The sequence below is a fragment of the Streptomyces sp. NPDC030222 genome (assembly GCF_055573115.1).
This window is the reverse complement of record NZ_JBVICA010000020.1, coordinates 70,745-92,972: the sequence shown is the minus strand read 5'-3', so window position 1 is coordinate 92,972 and position 22,228 is coordinate 70,745. Positions and strand designations below refer to the sequence as shown.

Sequence of the window (22,228 nt, the reverse complement as noted above, 5' to 3'; positions counted from 1 at the left end):
CGTGAGGTGCGGCCGACGTGCCCACGGCCGCAGCGCCACGGCTGTAAGTGAGCCGGCGCGCCGAGGGCAGCCGGGCCATGGCTGTCCGTGAGGTGCCGCCGTCGCCGGGCGGTCGGCCGACGTCTGCACGTGAGCCGACGTGCCCCGGGGCGCCGGGCGACGGCTGTCCGTGAGGTGCCGCCGTCGCCGGGCGGTCGGCCGACGTCTGCACGTGAGCCGGCACATCCAGGTCGGCCGTCGGCCACGGTTGCCCATGAGGTGCCGGGCCACGACTCAGCGTGAAGCCGCCGCCGCAGGTACGAGGGCAGGCGCCAGCGCGAGCACGCCGAGGCTGCCATCCAACCCCGTCAGCGCGGTGACGCCCGAGCCTGGTCGCGCCCGGCACCGAGCCTCACGCCCGGCACCGCGAGTACGCGAGAGCCTCCCTCGTCACGCCCGTCACCGCGCGGACGCCAGCGCCTCCGTCACACCCCTCTCCTGGCGGCCCAGGAACCTCGGGTCCGGCTCGAACGTCGCGTCCAGCGCCGCCTTGCCCGCCGCGAACAACTCCCGCGTCCCGCCGTACAGCCGGGTCACGTCCCGGGGTTCCGCCACACCCACGCCGTAGGAATCGATCCCCGCGGCCTGGCACAGTGCGATCGCCCTGCGTATGTGGAAACCCTGCGTGACGAGCACGGCCCGCTCCACCCCGAATATCTTCCTGGCCCGCACGCACGAGTCCCAGGTGTCGAAGCCGGCGAAGTCGCTGACGATCTGCTTGTCCGGCACCCCACGCCGCGTCAGATAGATGCGCATCGCGTCCGGTTCGTCGTACTCCGCCCGGCTGTTGTCACCCGTCACCAGGACGACCTTCACCTTGCCCGTGCGGTAGAGCTCGGCCGCCGCGTCGAGCCGGTGCGCGAGGTACGGGGTGGGTCTGCCGCGCCACAGCCCCGCCCCGAACACCACCGCCACATCGGTACGCGGCGCCCCGGCGGTCGTCACGATCCGGTCCGACGCCACCGCGTACATCCACGTCGCCGGCATCAGCGCCAGCACACAGCCCAGCATCACGGCCTGCACCGCCCGCCGTCGCCCGCGCCGTGACCGAGGCAGCGTCCACCGCACCGAGCGCAACGCGCGCAGTACGCCCCACGGCCGCCCCGGCCGCTCCCCCCGCGCTCCCCGCATCGGAACTCCCCCTGCTCGCCCGCCACCCCGTGATCCACAGTGTCCGACGACCGGAGCCCGGAAAAGGTTCCCGTCCCCGTCACCGAACGTGACCGGTCTGACAGCTCCGGCCCGCTCGGCGTGAGCCGCCGGAAAACACCTGTCACTCCCGCGCAACGGCACGGCAACGTGCGCCCGTCAGCATCGGTTCATGACGGAGCCGGCAACGCACCGGGAGTCCTTCCCCCTCGACACCACGACCGAGCTGCTCACCCGCATCACCGTCCAGCTCGGCCGTCAGCTCAGCCACGTCAACCTGAACGGGAGCCGCAGGCACATGACCCCGACGCCCACCGCAGCCGCCGGCCCGCCGCCCGCTCTCGTCGCCGTCGCCCACGGCAGCCGCGAACCGCGGGCCCTGCAGACCGTCACGACCCTCCTCGAACGCGTCCGGGAACTGCGGCCCGGGCTCGACGTCCGGCTCGGCCACATCGAGATCGACGAGCCGCCGCTGCCCGAGACCCTCGCCTCCCTCGGTGCGGGACGCGCGGTGATCGTCCCGCTGCTGCTCGGCCGCGGCTACCACGTCAAGCACGACATACCCGCGGCGCTGGCCGACGCCCCCGCGCTGGAGGCCCGGACCGCCGCCCCGCTCGGCCCCCACCCGCTGCTCGTCGAGGCCCTCTACGCCCGGCTCGTCGAGGCCGGCTGGCGCACCGACGAGACCACCCTCCGCAGCGGCGGAGTCGTCCTCGCAACGGCCGGGTCCCGCGACCCCGAGGCCGTCGCCGACGCCCGTCGCACCGCCGGGCTCCTCAGCGAGCGCCTCGGCGGGGTCCCCGTGGTGCCCGCCTTCGCCTCCGCCGCCTCGCCCACCGTGCCCGAGGCCGTGCGCGCCCTCGCCGCCCGCGGCCGGTACCGCACCGCGGTCGCCTCCTGCTTCACCGCCCCCGGACGGTTCGCCGCCCAGTGCGCCGCCGCCGCACCCTGGATCGCCTCGGCCCCGCTCGGCGACCATCCGGCCGTCGCCCGGCTGGTCCTGCGCCGCTACGACACCGCCCTGCACACGTGGGCCACGGCCCCCTCCCGCATCCCCCACCGGCAACTGGCCTCCGTCTGACCACCCGGTCGTCACCCGGAGCGTCTACTGTCGGTGCATGGAAGGCTTCGAAGACCACCCGGGCTACACCCCGTCCGACACGGAACGATGGGCGGCCGAGCCAGACAAACGTCCGGGCCGTACCGCCTTCCAGCGCGACCGCGCCAGGGTGCTGCACTCCGCGGCCCTGCGCCGGCTGGCCGGCAAGACGCAGGTCGTCACCCCGGGCTCGCGCAGCCACGCCTGGGACCCCAGCCCACGCACCAGGCTGACCCACTCCCTCGAATGCGCCCAGGTCGGCCGGGAGCTCGGCGCCGCCCTCGGCTGCGACCCCGACCTCGTCGAGGCGGCCTGCCTCGCCCACGACATGGGTCATCCGCCCTTCGGCCACAACGGCGAACAGGCACTGAACGACTTCGCCAAGGACTGCGGCGGCTTCGAGGGGAACGCCCAGTCGCTCCGGCTGCTCACCAGGCTGGAACCCAAGCGCTTCGTCCCCGCGCCCGGCGGGGAGGAGACCAGCGTCGGTCTGAACCTCACCCGCGCCGCACTCGACGCCGCCACCAAGTACCCCTGGACGCGCGGCGGTCACCCTACCGATCCCGGATCCCCCAAGTTCGGTGTGTACGAGGACGACCTGCCCGTCTTCGACTGGCTGCGCCAGGGCGCCCCCGGCCGCCGCAAGTGCTTCGAGGCCCAGGTCATGGACTGGTCCGACGACGTGGCGTACTCCGTGCACGATTTCGAGGACGGCCTGCACGCCGGCCACATCGACCCGAATCTGCTGTTCGCCGAGCCGGAGCGGCGCGAGATCTGGGCCGTCGCGATAGGACGGTACGTACCCGAGGACACCGACCCCGGCGAACTCGCCGAGGCGCTCGACGGGCTCGTCGCCCAGGAGTGGTGGCCGCACGGCTACGACGGCACGGCCGTCGCCCAGGCCCGGCTCAAGGACGCCACCAGCCAGCTGATCGGCCGGTTCTGTCTGGCCGCGGAGGGCGCCACCCGCGAGGCGTACGGCACCGGCCGGCTCACCCGGTACGCGGCGGAACTGGTCGTTCCGCGCGCGGCCAGGAACGAGTGCGCGGTCCTGAAGGCCGTCGCGGACCGCTACGTGATGCAGCGCGAGGAACAGGAACGGCTCCGCGCCGACCAGCGCATCGTGGTCGCCGAGCTCGCCGACGCCCTCACCGCCCGCGCACCCGAGGGGCTGGACCCGCAGTTCCGCGCGATGTTCTCCGCCGCGTCCGACGACCGGGCCCGCAAACGGGTGATCGTCGACCAGATCGCCTCGCTCACCGACGACTCGGCGCGCACCCTGCATGCCCGGTTCGTCCGCCGGAGGTGACCGAAACACCGTCCCCGTCCCGGGTGAACCGCCGCTGAACGGAGCAGCCCCTCTTCCGCCATCACGCTGCGTGCGGGAGGCTCGCAGGTGGCGGCGAAGCGGGCAGACACACAGGAGGCACCCAAGTGGTCGACGCACACCAGACGTTTGTCATCGTCGGCGGAGGACTGGCCGGAGCGAAGGCCGCCGAAACCCTCCGTTCGGAGGGATTCACCGGCCGGGTGATCCTCATCGGTGACGAACGCGACCACCCCTACGAACGGCCGCCCCTGTCGAAGGGGTACCTGACCGGCAAGGACGAGCGGGACAGCGTCTTCGTCCACGAACCCGCCTGGTACGCGCAGGCCGAGGTCGAGCTGCACCTCGGCCAGCCCGTCGTCGCCGTCGACCGCGACGCCAGGTCGGTACGGCTCGGCGACGGCGCAACCGTCCACTACGACAAACTGCTGCTCGCCACCGGTGCCGAACCCCGCCGCCTCGACATCCCCGGCACGGACCTCGTCGGAGTCCACCACCTGCGGCGGCTCTCGCACGCCGAACGGCTCAAGGGCGTGCTGACCGCGCTCGGGCGGGACAACGGCCACCTGGTGATCGCCGGCGCCGGCTGGATCGGCCTCGAGGTGGCCGCCGCGGCCCGCGGCTACGGGGCGGAGGTGACGGTCGTCGAACCGGAACCCACCCCGCTGCACCGCGTCATCGGCCCGGAGATCGGGCAGCTCTTCACCGACCTCCACCGTGAGCACGGCGTCCGCTTCCACTTCGGGACCGTCCTCACCGAGATCACCGGCCAGGACGGCATGGTCCTCGCAGCCCGCACCGGCGACGGCGAGGAACACCCCGCGCACGCCGTGCTCGCCGCGATCGGCGCCGCGCCCCGCGCCGCCCTCGCCGAGGCCGCCGGCCTCGCCCTCGTCGACCGCGCACACGGCGGCGGCATCGCCGTCGACGCCTCCCTGCGCACCTCCGACCCCGATATCTACGCGGTCGGCGACGTCGCCGCCGTCCACCACCCGCTGCTCGACCTCCGGATCCGCGTGGAGCACTGGGCGAACGCCCTCAACGGCGGACCGGCCGCCGCCCGCGCCATGCTCGGCCAGGACGTGAGCTACGACCGCGTCCCCTACTTCTTCTCCGACCAGTACGACGTGGGCCTGGAGTACTCCGGCTGGGCGCCGCCCGGCTCGTACGACGAGGTCGTCCTGCGCGGCGACGTCGGCAAGCGCGAGTTCATCGCCTTCTGGCTGAAGGACCGCAAGGTCCTCGCCGGGATGAACGTGAACGTCTGGGATGTCACCGGCGACATCCAGGACCTGATCCGGGCCGGCGCGGCCGTCGACCCCGAGGCCCTCGCGGCCCCGTCCGTCCCGCTCAGCGGAGTCACTCCGGCCCCGTAAGATTTACGCGTGGCAGGCAGGATCAACGACGACGACGTGAAGGCGGTCCGGGACGCGGTCCCGATCGACGCCGTGGTCTCCGACTATCTGCAGCTGCGCAACGCCGGCGGCGGGAACCTCAAGGGGCTGTGCCCCTTCCACGACGAGAAGTCGCCCTCCTTCCAGGTCAGCCCCAGCAAGGGACTCTTCCACTGCTTCGGCTGCCAGGAAGGCGGCGACACCATCACCTTCGTGATGAAGGTCGACCACCTCACCTTCTCCGAGGCGGTCGAGCGGCTCGCCGCCCAGGCCGGCATCACCCTGCGCTACGAGGAGGGCGGCTACAACCCCGCCCACCAGCGCGGCGAACGCATCCGCCTGGTCGAGGCCCACAAGATCGCCGCGCAGTGGTACGCCGAGCAGCTCGGCAGCCCCGAGGCCGAGATCGGCCGCAGGTTCCTCGCCGAGCGCGGCTTCGAGCAGGCCGCCGCCGAGCACTTCGGGGTGGGCTACAGCCCGGCCGGCTGGGACCACCTCACGCGCCATCTGCGGGGCAAGGGCTTCAGCGACAAGGAACTGGTCCTCTCCGGGCTCTCCCAGGAAGGCCGCCGCGGGCCCATCGACCGGTTCCGCGGCCGGCTCATGTGGCCCATCCGGGACATCACCGGCGAGGTCGTCGGCTTCGGCGCGCGCAAGCTCCGCGACGACGACAACGGCCCGAAGTACCTCAACACCCCCGAGACGGCGATCTACAAGAAGTCGCACGTCCTCTACGGCATCGACCTCGCCAAGAAGGACATCGCCCGGACCAGCACCGCCGTCGTCGTCGAGGGCTACACCGATGTGATGGCCTGCCACCTCGCCGGGGTCACCACCGCGATCGCCACCTGCGGCACCGCCTTCGGCGGCGACCACATCAAGATCCTCCGGCGTCTGCTGATGGACAACGCCACCGCCGAGGTGATCTTCACCTTCGACGGCGACGCCGCCGGTCAGAAGGCCGCGCTGCGCGCCTTCGAGGACGACCAGAAATTCGCGGCGGAGACGTCCATCGCGATCACCCCCGGCGGTATGGACCCCTGCGAGCTGCGTCTTGCCGACGGCGACGAAGCGGTCCGGAAGCTTGTGGGCTCCCGCACCCCGCTCTTCGAGTTCGCCCTCCGCCAGGTGGTGCAGCGGCACAACCTCGACACCCCGGCCGGCCGGGCCGCCGCCCTCGACGAGGCCGCGCCCATCGTGGCGAACATCAAGAACATCGCCATCCAGCACGAATCGGCCGTCCAGCTCGCCGGAATGCTCGGGATCCTGGACACCCAGTTCGTCGTCAAAAGGGTCGCGCAGCTCGCCCGCTGGGCCCGGGAGCGCGGCGATCGCCGCCCCGCGCCGCCCGCCTCCGCACGGAACGGAGCCCCGTACGACTCTGTCCGGGCCCCGAGCGCACCCTCCGGCCCCGCCCTCAACCTGCGCAGCCCCGCCCACCGCACCGAGCGGGAGCTGCTGAAACTCGCCCTCCAGCACCCGGCACTGGTCTCACCGGCCTTCGACGCCTATGGAGTCGACGAGTTCACCGCGCCGCCCTACGCCGCCGTGCGCCAGGCGATCGAGGACGCGGGCGGCGCCGCGCAGGGCACGCCCGACTACGTCGCACGGGTGCGGGACGCCGCACCCGACGACACCGTCCGGGCCATGGTCACCGAACTGGCCGTGGAGGCCGTGCACTCCAGGACCGTCGACGAGGTGTACGCCGGGACGCAGCTCGTCCACGTCCGGCTGCGGGCGGTGGACCGCCGTATCCGCGACGTCCAGGGCACCCTCACCCGCCTGGGCCCGCATGCGGACCCCGAGCAGCTTGCCGCCGTGCAGAACGAGCTCTGGATCCTCCAGCAGTACGCGCAGTCCTTGCGCAACCGCGGCGCAGACGCCCTCTGAACCCGCCCGCCCCCGCGGCGGGTAACCGCCCGGTCACCTCCCGGACGCAAAAAGTCACCGCACGCCCCTACTGGCGGTGATGTGTCGTACTCCACACTGGTGGGCGGTGCTGAGTCCGCTGCCGCACGTCCCCCGGACGGCAGCGATCCCCCTGGAGGTCGCCCCCGTGCAGACCCGGACCCTGAGCGAGACCGAGATCCTTCCGGCCGTACCGGCACAGAGCCGGGCCGAGCACCACCCCGAAGCCGTCCCCGACGCCGTGGGGGATGCGGTGCCCGACGACATGCCCGATGCCGACGACATGCCCGGCGCGCCCGACCCGGCCGACAGCCGGGGCCTACCCGACGGCCCGGGCCTGCCGGACGCGGCAGACCCGACGGGCCTCCCCGACGGCCCGGGCCTGCCGGACGCGGCAGACCCGACGGGCCTCCCCGATGGCCCGGGCCTGCCGGACGCGGCGGATCCGGCGGACCCCACGGACCTCCCCGACGTGCCGGAGCGGGCCGCAGCCCGCGAACGGGCGGACGCTGCAGCACCGTCCTCGGACCTCTTCCGGCAGTACCTGCGCGAGATCGGCCGCATACCGCTGCTCAGCGCCGCCGAAGAGGTCGAGCTCGCCCGCCGCGTCGAGGCCGGGCTCTTCGCCGAGGAGAAACTGGGCAGCACCCCCGACCTCGACTCCCAGCTCGCCGTCGACCTCGACAAGCTGGTCGTGATGGGCCGGATGGCCAAACGCCGGCTCATCGAGGCCAATCTGCGCCTGGTCGTCTCGGTCGCCAAGCGGTACATCGGCCGCGGCCTGACCATGCTGGACCTCGTCCAGGAGGGCAACCTCGGCCTGATCCGCGCGGTCGAGAAGTTCGACTACGCACGCGGCTACAAGTTCTCCACGTACGCCACCTGGTGGATCCGCCAGGCCATGTCCCGTGCCCTCGCCGACCAGGCCCGCACCATCCGGGTGCCCGTCCACGTCGTCGAACTCATCAACCGCGTCATCCGCGTCCAGCGCCGGCTGCTCCAGGAACGCGGCTACGAACCGACCGCCGAGGAAGTCGCCCTCCAGCTCGACCTGCTGCCCGAGCGCGTCGGCGAGGTGCTGCGCCTCGCCCAGGAACCGGTGTCCCTGCACGCGCCCGTGGGGGAGGAGGACGACGTCGCCCTCGGCGACCTCATCGAGGACGGCGACGCCGCGTCCCCCGTCGAATCGGCCGCCTTCCTGCTGCTCCGCGAGCACCTGGAGGCCGTGCTCTCCACCCTCGGCGAGCGGGAGCGCAAGGTCGTCCAGCTCCGCTACGGCCTGGTCGACGGCCGGCCCCGCACCCTGGAGGAGATAGGACGGATCTTCGGCGTGACGCGCGAACGCATCCGCCAGATCGAGTCCAAGACCCTCGGCAAGCTGCGGGACCACGCCTTCGCCGACCAGCTCCGCGGCTACCTGGACTGAGGCCTCAGGAGTCGACCCGCTTCCCGCGGAACGCGTCGATGCCCAGGCCGACGGTGGTGCCCAGGGACATCCCCAGCGCGATGCCCAGTCCCACGTTGTCGGTGAGCACGCCGAAGGCGACACCCAGCGACATCCCCAACGCCATGCCCGAGCCCGTGGCCCCGCCGGACGCCGCCTTGCCCCCGCTGTCCTTCATGCTCCGGTCCTCCCCGTGTGATGCGGTCAGTCGACCTCGGCCACCGCCTGGGCGAACTGCGCCGCGTACAGACGCGCGTACGCGCCCCCGGCCGCCAGCAGTTCGTCGTGGGCGCCCTGTTCGACGATGGCACCATTCTCCATCACCAAGATCACGTCCGCGTCCCGGATCGTGGAGAGCCGGTGCGCGATCACGAAGGACGTGCGGCCGTGCGCCAGCCGTGCCATCGCCTTCTGGATCAGCACCTCCGTACGGGTGTCGACCGAGCTCGTGGCCTCGTCCAGGACCAGGATCACCGGGTCCGACAGGAACGCCCGGGCGATCGTGATCAGCTGCTTCTCGCCGGTGCTCACCCCCGTGCCGTCGTCGTCGATCACGGTGTCGTAGCCGTCCGGCAGGGTACGGACGAACCGGTCCGCGTGCGCCGCCCTGGCCGCCTCCTCGATCTCCTCCCGGGTCACCGGGCGCCGCGCCCCGTACGCGATGTTCTCGGCGATCGTGCCGCCGAACAGCCAGGTGTCCTGGAGCACCATGCCGATGGAGGCCCGCAGGTCGTCCCGCGGCATCGCAGCGATGTCCGCCCCGTCCAGTGTGATCCGGCCGCCCGTCACCTCGTAGAACCGCATCAGCAGATTGACCAGCGTGGTCTTGCCGGCGCCCGTCGGGCCGACGATCGCCACCGTCTGGCCCGGCTCCACCTTCAGCGACAGGTCCTCGATGAGCGGTTTGTCCGGCTCGTAGCGGAACGACACCTTGTCCAGCGCCACCGCCCCGATCACTTCTTCCGGGCTCTCCGCGGAGGACGAGACCGGGGAGTCCGGCTCCTGCTCGTCCGCGTCCAGCAGCTCGAAGATCCGCTCGGCCGACGCCACGCCCGACTGCACCAGGTTCGCCATCGACGCCACCTGCGTGAGCGGCATCGAGAACTGCCGGGAGTACTGGATGAACGCCTGTACGTCACCGATCGAGAGCGAGCCGGACGCCACCCGTAGTCCGCCGACGACCGCCACCAGTACGTAGTTCAGGTTCGACACGAACAGCATCAGCGGCTGCATCACGCCGCTGTTGTACTGGGCGCGGAAGCCCGCCTCGTAGAGCTGCCCGTTGTGCTCCGCGAACTCCCGGGCCGACTCGTCCTGCCGGCCGAAGACCTTCACCAGCGCGTGACCGGTGTACATCTCCTCGATGTGCGCGTTCAGCGAGCCCGTGGACTTCCACTGCTGCACGAAGTGCGGCTGGGACCGCTTCCCCACGTGCGTCGCCACGTACACCGACAGCGGCAGCGTCGTCAGCGCGACCAGCGCCAGCAGCGGCGAGATCCAGAACATCATCACCAGCACGCCGAGGATCGACAGCAGCGAGTTCGTCAGCTGCCCCATCGTCTGCTGCATGTTCTGCGAGATGTTGTCGATGTCGTTCGTGGCCCGGCTCAGCACCTCGCCGCGCTTCGCCCGGTCGAAGTACGCCAGCGGGAGCCGCGACAGCTTCGTCTGCACCTCCTCGCGCAGCCGGAACATGGTGCGGTTGATCGCCCGGTTCGACAGCCGGGTCGCCACCAGCAGCAGCAGGCCCGACAGCGCGAACACCACCAGCGCGGTCAGCAGGACGCTGCCGACCGCGGTGAAGTCGATGCCCTGGCCCGGCGTGAAGTCGGTGCCCGACAGCATGTCGGCGATCCCGTCGTCACCCTTCGCCCGCAGGCTCTCCAGCGCCTGCTCCTTGGTCGGTCCCGCGGTCATGGACCGCCCCACGATCCCGGCGAACACCAGGTCCGTGGCCGTACCGAGGATCTTCGGGCCGACCACGGACAGCGCCACGCTGCCCAGCGTCGCCACGAGCATCATCGCCAGCGTCAGCCGTTCCGGTGCCAGATGCCGCACCAGCCGCCTGAACGACGACCTGAAGTGCAGCGACTTCTCGACGGGCGGGCCGCCCGTCATACGTGCCCCGGGTCCCCCGCTCATGCAGCCTCAGCCTCCGTCAGCTGGGAGAGCACGATCTCCCGGTAGGTCTCGTTGCCCGCCATCAGTTCGTGGTGCCGCCCCGCGCCGACCACCCGGCCCTCGTCCAGCACCACGATCCGGTCGGCCTCCCGGATGGTCGACACCCGCTGCGCCACGATCACCACGGTGGCGTCCGAGGTTTCCTCGGCCAGTGCCGCACGCAGTGCCGCGTCGGTGGCGTAGTCCAGCGCCGAGAACGAGTCGTCGAAGAGGTAGATCTGCGGCCGGGCCACCAGCACCCGTGCGATCGCCAGCCGCTGCCGCTGGCCGCCCGACACGTTCGTGCCGCCCTGGGCGATCGGGGCGTTCAGACCGCCCTCCAGCGCCTCCACGAAGTCCCGCGCCTGAGCCACCTCCAGCGCCCGCCACAGGTCCTCGTCGGTGGCGTCCGGATTCCCGTACCGCAGGTTCGTCGCCACCGTGCCCGAGAACAGGTACGGCTTCTGGGGCACGAGCCCCACGGTGCGGGACAGCAGGCCCGGATCCAGCTCGCGCACGTCGATGCCGCCCACCCGCACCTCGCCGTCCGTCACGTCGGACAGCCGCGGTACGAGCCCCAGGAGCGTCGACTTGCCGCTGCCCGTCGACCCGATGACCGCCGTGGTCTCGCCCGGCCGGGCCACCAGGTCCACGGCCCGCAGGACCGGCTCCTCGGCCCCCGGATACCGGAACTCCGCGTTCCGGAGCTCCAGATGGCCGTGCCGGTCCAGCTCCCGCACCGGCTCGGCCGGCGGCACCACGCTCGTCCGGGTGCCCAGCACCTCCTCGATCCGCTCGGCGCAGACCTCGGCACGCGGCACCATCATGAACATGAAGGTGGCCATCATCACGGCCACCACGATCTGCATCAGGTACGCGAGGAACGCCGTCAGCTGACCGATCTCCATCGCCCCGCTGTCGATGCGGTGCGCCCCGTACCAGACCACCGCGACGCTCGACAGGTTCACCACCGTCATCACGGTCGGGAACATGAGCGCCATCAGCCGTCCGGTCGCCAGCGACACGTCCGTCATCGCGGTGTTGGCCCGGCGGAAGCGCTGCTGCTCGTACTCGTCCTTCACGAAGGCCCGGATCACCCGGTTGCCGGTGATCTGCTCGCGCAGCACCCGGTTCACCGTGTCCAGCCGTTCCTGCATGGCCCGGAACAGCGGCCGCATCCGCCGGACGATCAGCGCGATCGAGATGCCGAGCACGGGCACCACCGCCAGCAGCACCGCCGACAGCGGAACGTCCAGACCGAGCGCCATGACGATGCCGCCGACGCACATGATCGGCGCGGACACCATCAGGGTGAACGCCATGAGCACCAGCATCTGCACCTGCTGGACGTCATTGGTCGTACGGGTGATCAGCGAGGGCGCCCCGAACTGAGCCATCTCGCGCGCCGAGAACGACTGCACCCGGTCGAACACGGCGGCCCGCACGTCCCGGCCCAGCGCCGCGGCGGTCCGGGCACCGAAGTACACGGCTCCCATGTTGCAGATCACCTGGAAGACGCTGACGGCGATCATGATCCCGCCGAAGCGCAGGATGTAACCCGTGTCGCCCTTGACGACACCCTCGTCGATGATGTCGGCGTTCAGCGTGGGCAGATAGAGCGTGGCGCTGGTCTGCAGCAGCTGGAGCAGCACCAGCAGCCCTATCGGTTTCTTGTACGGACCGAGATGGGTCCGCAGGAGTCTGATGAGCACGGGCGTCTCTCGGGGGGTCGAGGGCGAGTCGGCAAGATCGGGCGGCGTTCCCCCCATCTTCCGGCAATCCGCCCCGCGAGCCCCAGGTGATTAAGCCAAGGAGGGGTCAAGAAGTACGGAGCCGGGGCGTCCGTCCTGGCCGGAGGCGTTCGCGGCGGGTACCTCCGGGCGGAGGCGCGGGCCCCGCCGTACGTCCGAACCGGCGGCCGGACCGTCCGCCGGGTGCCGGGTCCCGCCGCGGGGTGCCGGCTCCTGCCGGGTCCCGCCGGACGCTGCCGGGATACGCCGGGCGTCGCACGGCTCCCGCCGGGTCCCGCCCGTCAGGCGAAGGCACCTGGGTGGATCTGCTCGCGCGTCGCCACGTACTGCTGCCGCACGGCCTGGCCGACGGCCAGTTCGTCGCCCGGTTCGAAGACCTGGGCCGCCGCTCCCTGCCAGGCGGGCGGGGTGTGCGGGGCCAGCGTGCCCTGCGTCACGCCGAGGGCCCACGCCGCCTGGCGGGCGGCGCCAAGGGCGGTGTAGTCGGCCGGCTGCGGCACGACGACCTGCGCGCCGAGCAGCGCCGGGGCGATGGCCTGTACGGCGGGCAGCTCCGCTGCCTGTCCCAGCAGGAACACCCGGCGGACCTCCACGCCGCGGCCGCGCAGCACGTCCATCGCGTCCGCGAGCGAGCAGAGCATCCCCTCGACGGCCGCGCGGGCCAGGTGCTCGGGCTTCATCGACTCGCGCCGCAGCCCGGCCAGAGTGCCCGCGGCGTGCGGCAGCTGCGGGGTGCGCTCCCCCTCTAGATAGGGGAGCAGCACCAGGCCGGAGGAGCCCGGGGTGGACTTCAGGGCGAGCGCGGACAGCCCGTCGAGGTCCGTTCCGAGCATCTCGGCGGTGCCGCGCAGCGCCCGTACCGCGTTGAGCGTGTACACGACCGGCATATGCATCCCGGTCGCGTCGGCGAAGGAGGTGATCGTGCCGCTCGGGTCGGCCAGCGCTTCGTGGTGCACCGCCATCACGGAACCGGATGCCCCCAGCGACACCACGGCATCCCCGGGCCCGACCCCGAGCCCCAGGGCCGCGGCCATCGTCTCGCCGGTGCCGGCGGAGATCAGCAGCCCCTCGGGGGTGGTCCCGGCCGCCTCGGCCGGGGCCAGCACCTCGGGCAGCGCCGCCTGGTGCCCCAGCGCCAGTTCCACCAGGTCCGGCCGGTACGCGCCGGTGGCGGCCGACCAGTAGCCGGTGCCGGAGGCCGCGCCGCGGTCGGTGGTGCGCCGGACCGGCCTGCCCAGCAGCTGCCACACCAGCCACTCGTGCGGCTGCATCACCACGGCGACCCGCTGGGCCGCCTCGGGCTCGGAACGCGCCAGCCAGCGGAGCTTCGCCACGGGATGGGAGGCCTGGGGGACCGCGCCCACGGCCTCGGCCCAGGCCTGCCGGCCGCCGAACCCGTCGATCAGGTCGGCGGCGGCCACCTGCGCCCGCTTGTCGTTGCCGACCATCGCGAGGCGCACCGGGGCGCCCTGCCGGTCGAGGGCGACGAGTCCGTGCTGCTGCGCGGACACCCCGATCGCCTGAACGCCCTCCAGCAGCCCGCCGGTCGCGGCCTCGCCCAGGGACAGCAGCCATGCCTGGGGATCGACGTCCGTGGCCTTGGGCCCGACGGGATGCGCGGCGTAGCCCTGCCGCAGCACGGCACCGGTGTCCGTGTCGCAGACGACGATTCGTGTATGGGCGGAAGAGCTGTCCAACCCGGCGACTATCCCCATGCCACGATTCTGCCGTACGGGGGCAGATGCTCCGGTTCAGGTGTTACTGGTCCCCCAGTCGTCCTCGAAGCCGCCGCGGCTGCGTTCCCGCAGCGACCGGACCCGGTCGGCCACGCTCTCCGGCATCCGGTCGCCGACCCTGTCGCTCACGGAGGCGAAGGCCTTCCCCGCGACCTGCCGTCCGCTCTGGGCGGCCGACTCGGCGGCGTTCCGCACGGCGGGGTTCTGTGCGAGCTGCCGGGCCGACTTCTTCAGCGCCTCGTAACGCTCCCGGCCGGCTCGGGTACCGAGCACGTATCCGACAGCGAGACCGGCGATGAACGTGACGCGGTGCATGGCAGTCACCCTTCCCTGGTGCCCGGGGCGAACCGATTGGCGGAGCACCCCCCAGCTTGCGCTAATGTATGTGTCGCAGCGAGCGAGCGCCGCCCGGAGAAGTCCCAGGTAGGTACGTTCGGTGCAACGAGGCATTCCCCTGTAGCTCAATTGGCAGAGCAGCCGGCTGTTAACCGGCAGGTTACTGGTTCGAGTCCAGTCGGGGGAGCTCGGTCCCCTGTAGCTCAATTGGCAGAGCAGCCGGCTGTTAACCGGCAGGTTACTGGTTCGAGTCCAGTCGGGGGAGCAGCGGAAGAGGACCCTCCGGGGTCCTTTTTCATATCCCGGGCAGCCCTCGTCCGGGGCTGATTCCCCCTCCGGCGGAACCGCGCAGCCCGCAGCGCTGTCCTCATGGTCGTGCGAAGCCGACCATGCCGGAGCAGGAGATCGTATGAGCGGCTATGCTGCGGCAGACGGCGCGCACAAATGTGCGCGACGCGCCGTGAGGGGCGGTAGCTCAGCCGGTTAGAGCAGCGGACTCATAATCCGTCGGCCGTGGGTTCGAGTCCCACCCGCCCCACCGCAGAGCGGTGCCGCAGGATCGTTTCTACCTGCACAAACGTGAGAACGAGGGTCACCACTCGTGGGTGGCGACCCCCGTTCACTCCCTCAGACCAAGATCCAGGGACCCGTTCAGGGACCCGCGCCGCGTCCGAAATGCTGGTTTGGCTGGCCAACCTCTCAGGGCTCGCTGCCGGGCCGGTGCCACCGTGATGCGACCGTCGGGCGTGCAGCCGGCGGGGTCGGCCGGGGAGCGGCTTGCCGCCGGAGCGGACAGCTTCCCGCTCTCGCGGGCACTCGCCCGGGGTCGACGCGCACTTCGCCATCCATCTACGGCCGACCCTCGGCCGGCGATCATGTCGGGCCACCGCGGCACCGCGTGGCCGTCGCCAGCACCCCGCTTGCGGACTGCGTAACGCTTAACAGTCGTGCGAATATAACGCTGCCGGTGTATGCTGCTGATGTAATAAATCGCAGGTTCAGAGGGCGGGCGTGACTTGGAAGATCGTCGTGGTCGAACCGGCACTCTCGTGGCTTCACGCATTGCGTCGCACCGACCGTGAGACGCTCGTCCAGGTCAGCCAAGCCATCACTGCTCTCGCAGAAGAGGGGCCGGCACTCGGTCGGCCGCTGGTGGACACGATCAAGGGTTCCGTCCTGCCCAACCTCAAGGAACTGCGCCCCGGGTCCGCCGGGGCCACTGAAGTGCGGTTGCTGTTTGTGTTCGATCCTGATCGTCAGGCCGTGATCCTGGTCGGTGGTGACAAGGCAGGGAACTGGTCCGGCTGGTATCGCGTTGCCGTGCCCCAGGCGGAACAGGCGTACGCGGAACACCTGAAGCGAATCGATGGAGAGGACGGGTGATGACCGACCATCTGAGGGACCCGCAGGCCGTCTCCTGGGATGATCTGGCCGAAGATTTCGCCTTCACCGACGCCGAGAATGAGCAGATCGCGCAGGGAGCCCAGGCGATGATCACCGCTTCTCGGGCGCACCGTCTCGCGGAGTTGCGTAAGCGGCAGCACACCACGCAGGTGCAGGTGGCGAAGGCAATGGGCGTCAGTCAGGCTCGGGTCTCCCGTATCGAGAAGGGACAGTTGGAACGGAGCGAGGTCGATACGCTCGCTGCGTACGTCAAGGCTCTCGGCGGCAAACTGAAGATCGTCGCTGACTTCGGTGACGAAACCTACGTCCTCGGCTGACCGCACCCACCAGTCGGGTCGTGCCGCTTGGTGCCGACCGTGGCTGGCAACGCGTCGTCTCGCCCAGTGGTCGGCCTCGTGATCTGGCTGGCCGCTGCCCAGTGCTGTTCACCGCGCTGCGTTCGTTTCCACGATGGCCGCCACGCTCGCGCTGGGAAGATGCCAGCCTGTCTCAGCGTACCGGCAGTAGAGCACGAGGGCGGGACGCTGGCCACCGAGCCGGTCCGAGAGTCGTGCCGCGGCGACGGCGGCGACGGCGGCGCCAAGGTCGTGCAGGGGCCCCTGAGGGATGCCGAGGTAGGGGGCGAGCGGATTGTGACAGCCCGTCCTGCATCCGTGGATGCAGGCAGCCGCAGTTGCTCATCGAAAGATTTGCTCGAGGCCGAAGACGAGTTGGTGTGCCTGAGGCCATCCTGCCTCTACGAAGACATCGCAGATCTCGCGGAGGGCCGTGAGGCATTCCGGGTTGCGTAGGACGCCCCGGTGGTCGGCTACTGAAATTGAACTCGTGATGACGACCAGGCGCGCGCACAAGGACTCAGCGCCGCCCTGGCCGCTCGCAGCTCGCTGGACCCCGACTTCGACGCCAGCCTGCGGCAGTGGCACGAGGGGGCGAGGCTGATCCTCAGGGAAGGCGGCGACGTGCGCAACAGCATCAGCGGGGGCAACCAGTACGGGCCTGTGTTTCAGGGCCGGAACTTCTCCGGGCTCTCCTTCAGCACGCAGCCTCCGCCGCCGGCCGCCCCTGAGGGCGGAACTCCTGCGGCGCGTTGACTGAGCGGCACTGAGGCGACCTCCGCGCGGGGTGGGCGCACGCCGGCCGGCGCGCCAGCAGCGGTCACCGTCCGGGGACCGCGAAGGTGGGCCGGGCCCGCACCGTTCAAGGGGAGCCGTCGGGACCCGGAGCAGGGCGCTGCTGTTCCCGCACGGCTTCGAGTCGCTCACGCGACCGGCGGGTGTCCGGCTCCTCCGGTCCGAGCGCCCGCTCCCGCTGGGCGAGCGTGCGCTCGTGCAGCGCAACGGCTTCGGACACCCGGCCCGCGGCGAGATACGAGTCGGCCAGATTGGACTGGGACCGGAGAGTGTCACGGTGCTCCGGCCCCAGGACACGTATGCGGTCCGCGACGCTCTGCTCCTGGGCGGCGATGGCTTCCTCGTAGCGCCGCGCATCGTGGTGGGTGTTGGCGATGTTGTGCAGGCACCTCAAGGTGTCCGGGTGGTCCGGCCCCAGCACGGCCGTGCGGCGTTCGAGGACCTGCTGGTGCAGATCCAGCGCCTCGTCGAGCCGGCCCGCCTGCTTGTAGGTGAGTGCAAGGTTGTGCATCGACCACAGCACGTCGGTGTGATCGTCGCCGAGGACCGTGGCACGATCACGCAGGATGGCCTCGTGCTGGACGATGGCTTCGTCGGTTCGCCCCATGGCCTTGTAGGTGATGGCCAGCGCCTCCCGTGTCTGCAGGGTGAGCCGGTGCTCCGCGCCGTGCAGCCTCAATCGGGCGTCCAGCGTGGCGGAGTGGACGTCGAGCGCCTCCTCGAGGCTGCCGAGAGCGCGGAACGCCTCTCCGAGACGATGGCGGGAGGCGAGGGTGTCGGCGTGCCTCTCTCCCAGTGCCGTTGTCCGCCGCTCGGCGGCCCGCGCCAGAGACCCACGCGCCTGGCCGGTCCACCCCTGGGCCAGCATGAACGTCCCCACTCCGTGCAGTGCTCCCGCGAGGTCAGCGACCGCTTGCTCCGGCACACCACCGATCGAGTCGACGAAGGCGTCCAGGGCCTCGGTGTGCGAGATCAGGCGGAGCCAGTGCGGCCAGTCGGCGACCGTCGAGAACGGGTCCTCGGGGAGGGCGGACCTGAGCAGCTCGCAGGCCATGGCCGCTTCCCCGCCGTCCACCGTCATGCCCGACCGGAGCAGCCTTCGCAGGAGTTGGTGGATGCTCACGCTTCCGCAGTCCGCCGTGATCAACGAATAGGAGCGCAGGAGTTCGATGTCGGAGCGTTGGCGTATCGACGTCTGAGGTTCGGACGTCAGCAAGCCAAGCGGGATGGTCTCCGGCGCGTAGCAGCAGGCCGTCTTGAGGAGGCGGACGGCGCTCGGCCGTAGCGCAGCGACGGCGTCGACACTCAGGCGAAGGCTTCGCGCCGTGTTGCGGCGGTACACGTCCGTCCATGCTGGTGAGTCGAGGAGTTCGCCAGGCTCGGCGTCGAGCAGCCGCTGATAGCTTTCGTAGGACAGCCCCTGTGCGCGCAGGTAGGCCGAGGCCTGCTGGAGAGCGAGCGGGAGCCCTCCCAGGTCCGCCGCCAGCCTGTGGGCGCCGTCGTCGGCGTCCAGGCCCGTGTGCCCGGAGAGCCACGCTGCGCCGACGGGGGCGGGCAGGGGCTCGACGGTCGTTGCGGCCAGCCTGCACTCCGTCCAGTCCACGTGCCACCGAGTGGTCACGACCACCGGCCCGCGATCGATCCGGGCCAGCACGACGGCCACGTCACTCGGCGTCTCGACACTGTCGAGGACGAGCAGCCAGCCGTCGTGGTGGTGCAGCCAGTCCATGGCCCAGGCGGCCGCATCCGCCGGTGTGCGCCAGTGCCGGTGTCCGGGCAGCAGATGATGGGCCAGGGCTGCGAGGCCCCGGGTCACGGCCACGCCGTCCTGCGCACTGACCCACCAGGTGATCGGATACTGCTCTCGCAGCGTGCGGGCGGCGTGTAGGGCGAGTTCGGTCTTGCCCACACCGGGCATGCCGACGAGCGCCACGCCGAAGCCGTCGTCCGGGGGCGCCTCGAGCAGCCGGACGACTTCGTCCAGATCGTCGCCGCGGCCCCACAGCCGACCGGACGGAGGCCGTGGTGGGTTCGCCACCGGCGTGAACGCGTGGACGTCCGATGCCAGCGGCAGGCCCGACTCGTGGATGTGCGTGTGTACGCCGCCCTCGACCGTGCGGGCTTGGACAACCGGCCCGAAGGCGGTCCCCGACAGGTCGTTCCTGGTGACTTCCCGCTCCGTGCCGTCGGCCGCGTCCTCCGCCATGCCTGCCCCCGTTCGTCCCGGATCACAGCGTGGCACAGGTCGACCCTGGAGCAGGCGGTGTTTTCAAATGATCTCGTTTGGTGGGTCATGGTGCAGGCATACGCCGCCATGAACTGCCGGATGCCGAGTGGGAGTTCGTCAGGCGCTGCTGCCCGAGTCGTCGCGGGGGTGGAAGCGGCTTGAACGGTGCTTCAAACCGCTTGAAGCAGAGGCGAGGCAACGCCACCCGCTACGACGAGATCACCCAGTCTCCACGAAGCCGCCGTAACCTCGCCGATCTCCTGGATGTAGGCGTGACACTTGACGACAGACCCTGGGCTATCCGGGTACGCCGCTGAGGCCGTAGCCCCAGACCGCAAGGTCGGGCGGGAGTCCGAGGGCGGTTGATCATGGACGGACAGCACCCCCGCCGGGAGGAGTTCGACCGTTTTTGCGCCGCCAACGCGAAGCGGCTCATTGCAGCGGTCCATGCCGTGACCGGTGACGCGGCCGAGGCGGAGGACGCGGTCCAGGAGGCGTACGCCAGGGCCTGGCAACGCTGGGAACGGCTCACTGCGGACAGCGACGATCCGACGCCCTGGGGGCGCACCGTGGCGATGCGGCTGGCCGTCAGCTCCTGGCGCGACTCCCGTAACCGCACCTTGCCCACTTCCGGCACGGACCGCCCCCGGACCTGCCAGGACTCGGTCCCGACCACGTCGCCCTCGTCGACGCGCTGCGCAAGCTGCGGCCCGAACGGCGACGCGCGGTCGTACTGCACCATCAACTACCGTCCGCGAGCGCGGCTGTCGCCGGACCGGGCCGGTGCCCCACCGCGCCGGTGCGCGGAGGAGTGATGCTCTCAGCGTCTCGGCGGGTCACGGAGCGGGATCCCTCCTGGTACCCGCCAGTCTCTAGGGAGACGGTGGCGCTGGTCAGGCAGCCGCGGAAGGGAGTCACTCATGGGTGAGGACCCACCCGCCCGGAGAAGAGGCACGGAGTCGACGGTGTACGGCCGCCTCGACCTCCGGAGTAGCGCGGTGCTGGCTGTCACGGCGCTCCTCCTAGTCCTCGCCGCGGTGGTCCCTGGGCAGGCCCGGGCGGATGAGGAAGAGAGCCGGGAAGCACCGGTGCTCGTCGAGCAGGCCATCGCCCTGATCGCCAACGACGCCGGCGAGGAGCAGGTGGCCGAGCGTATCGAAGACGCCCTGGAGGCACCGGACAAGGAGGGCGTCGACCTCGGTCTCGTCCGTCAGGCCCTCGAAGTCGTCGAGGGTCCGGGGCCGGAGGAGACCGCCCTTCAGAGGGCGCGCGTGCTGCTGCTGGACGCGCTCGGCGGAAAGCTGCCCTCCGCCCCGGCGAGCGGGCGGTTCGCGACCGGGACCGAGACCGGGACGAGTGTGGTCCTCGAGGAGTTCCGGCCCGCGCGTGGCATCGCCGGCACCGGGGACGCGGTCCTGCTCGCCCTGTCCCTGGCCGCGATCGCGGTCGGGCTGTGGCTGTCGGTGCGGCTGCGTCCCCCGCACAGGATCCGTGAGCTCGAGCGCCGAGCTGCCCAGCAGCAGGGCAAGAGGCAATGACCCCCGACCAGACGTCACCGAGCGCCGACAAGAGCGCCGGCAAGAGCGCCGGACCAGATGACCGCGGGCGGCTCCACCGCGCGATCGATGCGATCGATGAACGGATGGGCATCAAGGCCCTGACCTATCCGGTGCCGGAGCACGCGAACAACCTGGCGTGGAGCCTGGGCGGCATCACCGCGGTGGCGTTCGTGATCCTCCTGGTCACCGGGATCTACGTCACGCAGTTCTACACACCCATCCCGGAGGACGCCAACCAGTCGGTGCGCGACCTGGTAGCCGACGTCTGGCTCGGCGGCTTCGCCCGCGCCCTGCACTACTGGGCGGCGCAGGCGATGTTCGTCTTGGCCCTGTTGCACCTGCTGCGGGTGTTCTTCCACGCCTCGTACAAGAAGCCGCGCGAGGGCAACTGGGTCTTGGGCGCGGCGATGTTCCTGCTCACCTTCCTCGCCGTGTTCACCGGCACCGTACTGAAGTGGGACCAGGAGGGGTACGAGGCGCTCATCCACAACCTGGACGTGGCCGAACTCCTCGGCGGCGCCGGGATCTGGTTCACCCCCGAGCTGACCGCCCGGGTGCCCATCCTGCTGCGGCTCTACAGCGCCCACGTGGTGATCATCCCCGGCCTGGTCCTGCTGCTGTTCGTATGGCACGCGCTGCTGGTCAAGCGGCACCAGATCTCACCACATCCGGAGATCCCGGTGCCCGAGGTGGAGACGCCCGAGCCGTTCACCGCGCACCTGAAGCGGGTGGCTGCGTTCGGCCTGGTGCTGCTGGGGGTGCTGGCCGTTCTCGGCGTGCTGGTGCCGCCCGTGGTCGGCCCGACCCCGGTCGAGGGGATCGAGGTCACTCGCCCGCTGTGGATGTTCTGGTGGTTCTTCCCGATGGAGGAGTGGTTCGGGGTCGCGTCGATCGCGTATGTCATCGCGGGCGTGTTCGGGCTGATCTTTCTGGTGCCGTTCCTTGACCGGAGCCCGAGGCGGCGATGGCGCGAGCGCAAGCTCGCCCTCGCGGCTGCCGGCGTGCTGCTGCTCGCGCTTGTCGCGATCACGGTCCAGGTGTGGGTTACCAGCCCGAAGGGGCACTGATGACCGTCATCGACGTCAAGCGCGCACGGCGCTGGTTCTGGGCGCTCACCGCGACAGCGGTCCTCGCCACGGGAATGCTGTACCACGCGCTGCGCTCGGCTCCAGGGCCCGCCACCGGAGTCCTCGTCCTGGTCAGTTCCTTGATGGTGGCCGCGTCGGTCGTCCAGGCGGCCCGAATCCTGGCCGCGCTCACCGGTCCGTCTCAGCTCCGGCTGTTGCCCGGCCGCGGGGCCCGGCGACGCTCGGCCACCGGCCCTCACGCTCGGCTGTCCGTCGCATGTCAGGGGACTGGGTGCAGGCAGTAGGCCGTCCGCGGCCGGCGTACCCCACACGGTCCCCACCGACCGCCGGATAGGCCGCGAGCGCCCGGCGCACCCGGGGCCATCCGGCTGGACCGTCGGGCAGCGCCATCCCCGTGGGCACCAAGAGAGGATTGCCGTCGGCCGGTGCCCTCAGATGATCCACAGCTTGGCCAAGGGCCGCACTCGCCGTGGTGAG

General features: G+C 71.1%; 18 protein-coding genes and 3 tRNA genes. 14 read left to right on the top strand and 7 right to left on the bottom strand.

All coding sequences use genetic code 11. The features are described from left to right. Window positions 1–438 precede the first annotated feature (438 nt). On the bottom strand, window positions 439–1,170 hold the full coding sequence (locus ACZ4Z5_RS25835; protein ID WP_468266696.1) for a SanA/YdcF family protein: 732 nt from the start codon (window positions 1,168–1,170) through the stop codon (window positions 439–441). Window positions 1,171–1,360: 190 nt separating this feature from the next. Between ACZ4Z5_RS25835 and ACZ4Z5_RS25830 the strand changes: the two genes are divergently transcribed. From ACZ4Z5_RS25830 to ACZ4Z5_RS25810, 5 genes are all read left to right on the top strand, one after another. Beyond that, complete coding sequence (locus tag ACZ4Z5_RS25830; protein WP_468266694.1) at window positions 1,361–2,269, top strand: sirohydrochlorin chelatase; 909 nt, start codon at window positions 1,361–1,363, stop codon at window positions 2,267–2,269. A gap of 37 nt (window positions 2,270–2,306) precedes the next feature. Then, entirely contained in the window at window positions 2,307–3,596 is a 1,290-nt protein-coding gene (locus ACZ4Z5_RS25825; protein WP_468266692.1) for a deoxyguanosinetriphosphate triphosphohydrolase, read from the top strand. A 125-nt stretch (window positions 3,597–3,721) separates the two neighbouring features. Further along, window positions 3,722–4,990, top strand: coding sequence for an NAD(P)/FAD-dependent oxidoreductase (locus ACZ4Z5_RS25820; protein WP_468266690.1), 1,269 nt, complete (start codon window positions 3,722–3,724; stop codon window positions 4,988–4,990). A 9-nt stretch (window positions 4,991–4,999) separates the two neighbouring features. Continuing rightward, the gene (gene dnaG, locus ACZ4Z5_RS25815; protein WP_468266688.1) at window positions 5,000–6,898 is read left to right on the top strand and encodes a DNA primase; all 1,899 of its coding nucleotides are present in this window, start codon (window positions 5,000–5,002) and stop codon (window positions 6,896–6,898) included. A 79-nt stretch (window positions 6,899–6,977) separates the two neighbouring features. After that, on the top strand, window positions 6,978–8,342 hold the full coding sequence (locus ACZ4Z5_RS25810) for an RNA polymerase sigma factor (protein ID WP_468266686.1): 1,365 nt from the start codon (window positions 6,978–6,980) through the stop codon (window positions 8,340–8,342). Window positions 8,343–8,346: 4 nt separating this feature from the next. On the opposite strand, the gene ACZ4Z5_RS25805 is transcribed toward ACZ4Z5_RS25810, so the two are convergent. The 5 genes from ACZ4Z5_RS25805 to ACZ4Z5_RS25785 form a co-directional block, all read right to left on the bottom strand. Then, entirely contained in the window at window positions 8,347–8,538 is a 192-nt protein-coding gene (locus ACZ4Z5_RS25805; protein ID WP_468266684.1) for a glycine zipper domain-containing protein, read from the bottom strand. Between the two features lie 26 nt (window positions 8,539–8,564). After that, the gene (locus ACZ4Z5_RS25800) at window positions 8,565–10,478 is read right to left on the bottom strand and encodes an ABC transporter ATP-binding protein (protein WP_468266803.1); all 1,914 of its coding nucleotides are present in this window, start codon (window positions 10,476–10,478) and stop codon (window positions 8,565–8,567) included. Between the two features lie 20 nt (window positions 10,479–10,498). Then, window positions 10,499–12,232 (bottom strand): ABC transporter ATP-binding protein, encoded by a 1,734-nt coding sequence (locus ACZ4Z5_RS25795; protein WP_468266682.1) that lies wholly within the window; start codon window positions 12,230–12,232, stop codon window positions 10,499–10,501. A gap of 320 nt (window positions 12,233–12,552) precedes the next feature. Further along, on the bottom strand, window positions 12,553–13,986 hold the full coding sequence (locus tag ACZ4Z5_RS25790) for an FGGY family carbohydrate kinase (RefSeq protein ID WP_468266680.1): 1,434 nt from the start codon (window positions 13,984–13,986) through the stop codon (window positions 12,553–12,555). 36 nt (window positions 13,987–14,022) lie between these two features. Continuing rightward, entirely contained in the window at window positions 14,023–14,322 is a 300-nt protein-coding gene (locus ACZ4Z5_RS25785; RefSeq protein WP_468266678.1) for a YtxH domain-containing protein, read from the bottom strand. A gap of 135 nt (window positions 14,323–14,457) precedes the next feature. Here ACZ4Z5_RS25785 and ACZ4Z5_RS25780 point away from each other — a divergent pair. The 5 genes from ACZ4Z5_RS25780 to ACZ4Z5_RS25760 all read left to right on the top strand — a co-directional run bounded on the left by ACZ4Z5_RS25780 (window position 14,458) and on the right by ACZ4Z5_RS25760 (window position 16,064). Further along, a tRNA-Asn gene (locus tag ACZ4Z5_RS25780) sits at window positions 14,458–14,530 on the top strand. A 5-nt stretch (window positions 14,531–14,535) separates the two neighbouring features. Continuing rightward, window positions 14,536–14,608 (top strand) — tRNA-Asn (locus ACZ4Z5_RS25775). Window positions 14,609–14,807: 199 nt separating this feature from the next. Then, window positions 14,808–14,881 (top strand) — tRNA-Ile (locus ACZ4Z5_RS25770). Between the two features lie 473 nt (window positions 14,882–15,354). Then, complete coding sequence (locus tag ACZ4Z5_RS25765; protein ID WP_468266676.1) at window positions 15,355–15,726, top strand: type II toxin-antitoxin system RelE/ParE family toxin; 372 nt, start codon at window positions 15,355–15,357, stop codon at window positions 15,724–15,726. Further along, complete coding sequence (locus ACZ4Z5_RS25760) at window positions 15,726–16,064, top strand: helix-turn-helix domain-containing protein (RefSeq protein WP_468266674.1); 339 nt, start codon at window positions 15,726–15,728, stop codon at window positions 16,062–16,064. The genes ACZ4Z5_RS25765 and ACZ4Z5_RS25760 overlap by 1 nt, the downstream gene beginning before the upstream one ends. Window positions 16,065–16,944: 880 nt before the next feature. Here the strand turns inward: ACZ4Z5_RS25760 and fxsT are convergent. After that, entirely contained in the window at window positions 16,945–19,083 is a 2,139-nt protein-coding gene (gene fxsT, locus ACZ4Z5_RS25755) for an FxSxx-COOH system tetratricopeptide repeat protein (protein ID WP_468266672.1), read from the bottom strand. Window positions 19,084–19,472: 389 nt separating this feature from the next. On the opposite strand from fxsT, the gene ACZ4Z5_RS25750 reads away from it, so the two are divergent. The 4 genes from ACZ4Z5_RS25750 (at window position 19,473) to ACZ4Z5_RS25735 (ending at window position 22,035) form a co-directional block, all read left to right on the top strand. Beyond that, the gene (locus tag ACZ4Z5_RS25750) at window positions 19,473–19,919 is read left to right on the top strand and encodes a sigma factor (protein WP_468266670.1); all 447 of its coding nucleotides are present in this window, start codon (window positions 19,473–19,475) and stop codon (window positions 19,917–19,919) included. A 105-nt stretch (window positions 19,920–20,024) separates the two neighbouring features. Next, window positions 20,025–20,642, top strand: coding sequence for a hypothetical protein (locus tag ACZ4Z5_RS25745; RefSeq protein ID WP_468266668.1), 618 nt, complete (start codon window positions 20,025–20,027; stop codon window positions 20,640–20,642). Next, entirely contained in the window at window positions 20,639–21,730 is a 1,092-nt protein-coding gene (locus ACZ4Z5_RS25740; protein ID WP_468266666.1) for a cytochrome b N-terminal domain-containing protein, read from the top strand. The genes ACZ4Z5_RS25745 and ACZ4Z5_RS25740 overlap by 4 nt, the downstream gene beginning before the upstream one ends. Next, window positions 21,730–22,035 (top strand): hypothetical protein, encoded by a 306-nt coding sequence (locus ACZ4Z5_RS25735; RefSeq protein ID WP_468266664.1) that lies wholly within the window; start codon window positions 21,730–21,732, stop codon window positions 22,033–22,035. The genes ACZ4Z5_RS25740 and ACZ4Z5_RS25735 overlap by 1 nt, the downstream gene beginning before the upstream one ends. Window positions 22,036–22,228: the final 193 nt, after the last annotated feature.

Excerpts from the sequence above, each read along its gene's own strand:
- ACZ4Z5_RS25810 (WP_468266686.1), top strand. The coding sequence starts at position 6,978 with ATGTGTCGTACTCCACACTGGTGGGCGGTGCTGAGTCCGCTGCCGCAC.
- ACZ4Z5_RS25800 (WP_468266803.1), bottom strand. The coding sequence starts at position 10,478 with ATGACGGGCGGCCCGCCCGTCGAGAAGTCGCTGCACTTCAGGTCGTCG.
- ACZ4Z5_RS25835 (WP_468266696.1), bottom strand. The coding sequence starts at position 1,170 with ATGCGGGGAGCGCGGGGGGAGCGGCCGGGGCGGCCGTGGGGCGTACTG.
- ACZ4Z5_RS25825 (WP_468266692.1), top strand. The coding sequence starts at position 2,307 with ATGGAAGGCTTCGAAGACCACCCGGGCTACACCCCGTCCGACACGGAA.
- ACZ4Z5_RS25735 (WP_468266664.1), top strand. The coding sequence starts at position 21,730 with ATGACCGTCATCGACGTCAAGCGCGCACGGCGCTGGTTCTGGGCGCTC.
- ACZ4Z5_RS25785 (WP_468266678.1), bottom strand. The coding sequence starts at position 14,322 with ATGCACCGCGTCACGTTCATCGCCGGTCTCGCTGTCGGATACGTGCTC.
- ACZ4Z5_RS25740 (WP_468266666.1), top strand. The coding sequence starts at position 20,639 with ATGACCCCCGACCAGACGTCACCGAGCGCCGACAAGAGCGCCGGCAAG.
- ACZ4Z5_RS25830 (WP_468266694.1), top strand. The coding sequence starts at position 1,361 with ATGACGGAGCCGGCAACGCACCGGGAGTCCTTCCCCCTCGACACCACG.
- ACZ4Z5_RS25760 (WP_468266674.1), top strand. The coding sequence starts at position 15,726 with ATGACCGACCATCTGAGGGACCCGCAGGCCGTCTCCTGGGATGATCTG.
- ACZ4Z5_RS25745 (WP_468266668.1), top strand. The coding sequence starts at position 20,025 with ATGGGTGAGGACCCACCCGCCCGGAGAAGAGGCACGGAGTCGACGGTG.
- ACZ4Z5_RS25805 (WP_468266684.1), bottom strand. The coding sequence starts at position 8,538 with ATGAAGGACAGCGGGGGCAAGGCGGCGTCCGGCGGGGCCACGGGCTCG.
- ACZ4Z5_RS25750 (WP_468266670.1), top strand. The coding sequence starts at position 19,473 with ATGGACGGACAGCACCCCCGCCGGGAGGAGTTCGACCGTTTTTGCGCC.
- ACZ4Z5_RS25790 (WP_468266680.1), bottom strand. The coding sequence starts at position 13,986 with ATGGGGATAGTCGCCGGGTTGGACAGCTCTTCCGCCCATACACGAATC.
- fxsT (WP_468266672.1), bottom strand. The coding sequence starts at position 19,083 with ATGGCGGAGGACGCGGCCGACGGCACGGAGCGGGAAGTCACCAGGAAC.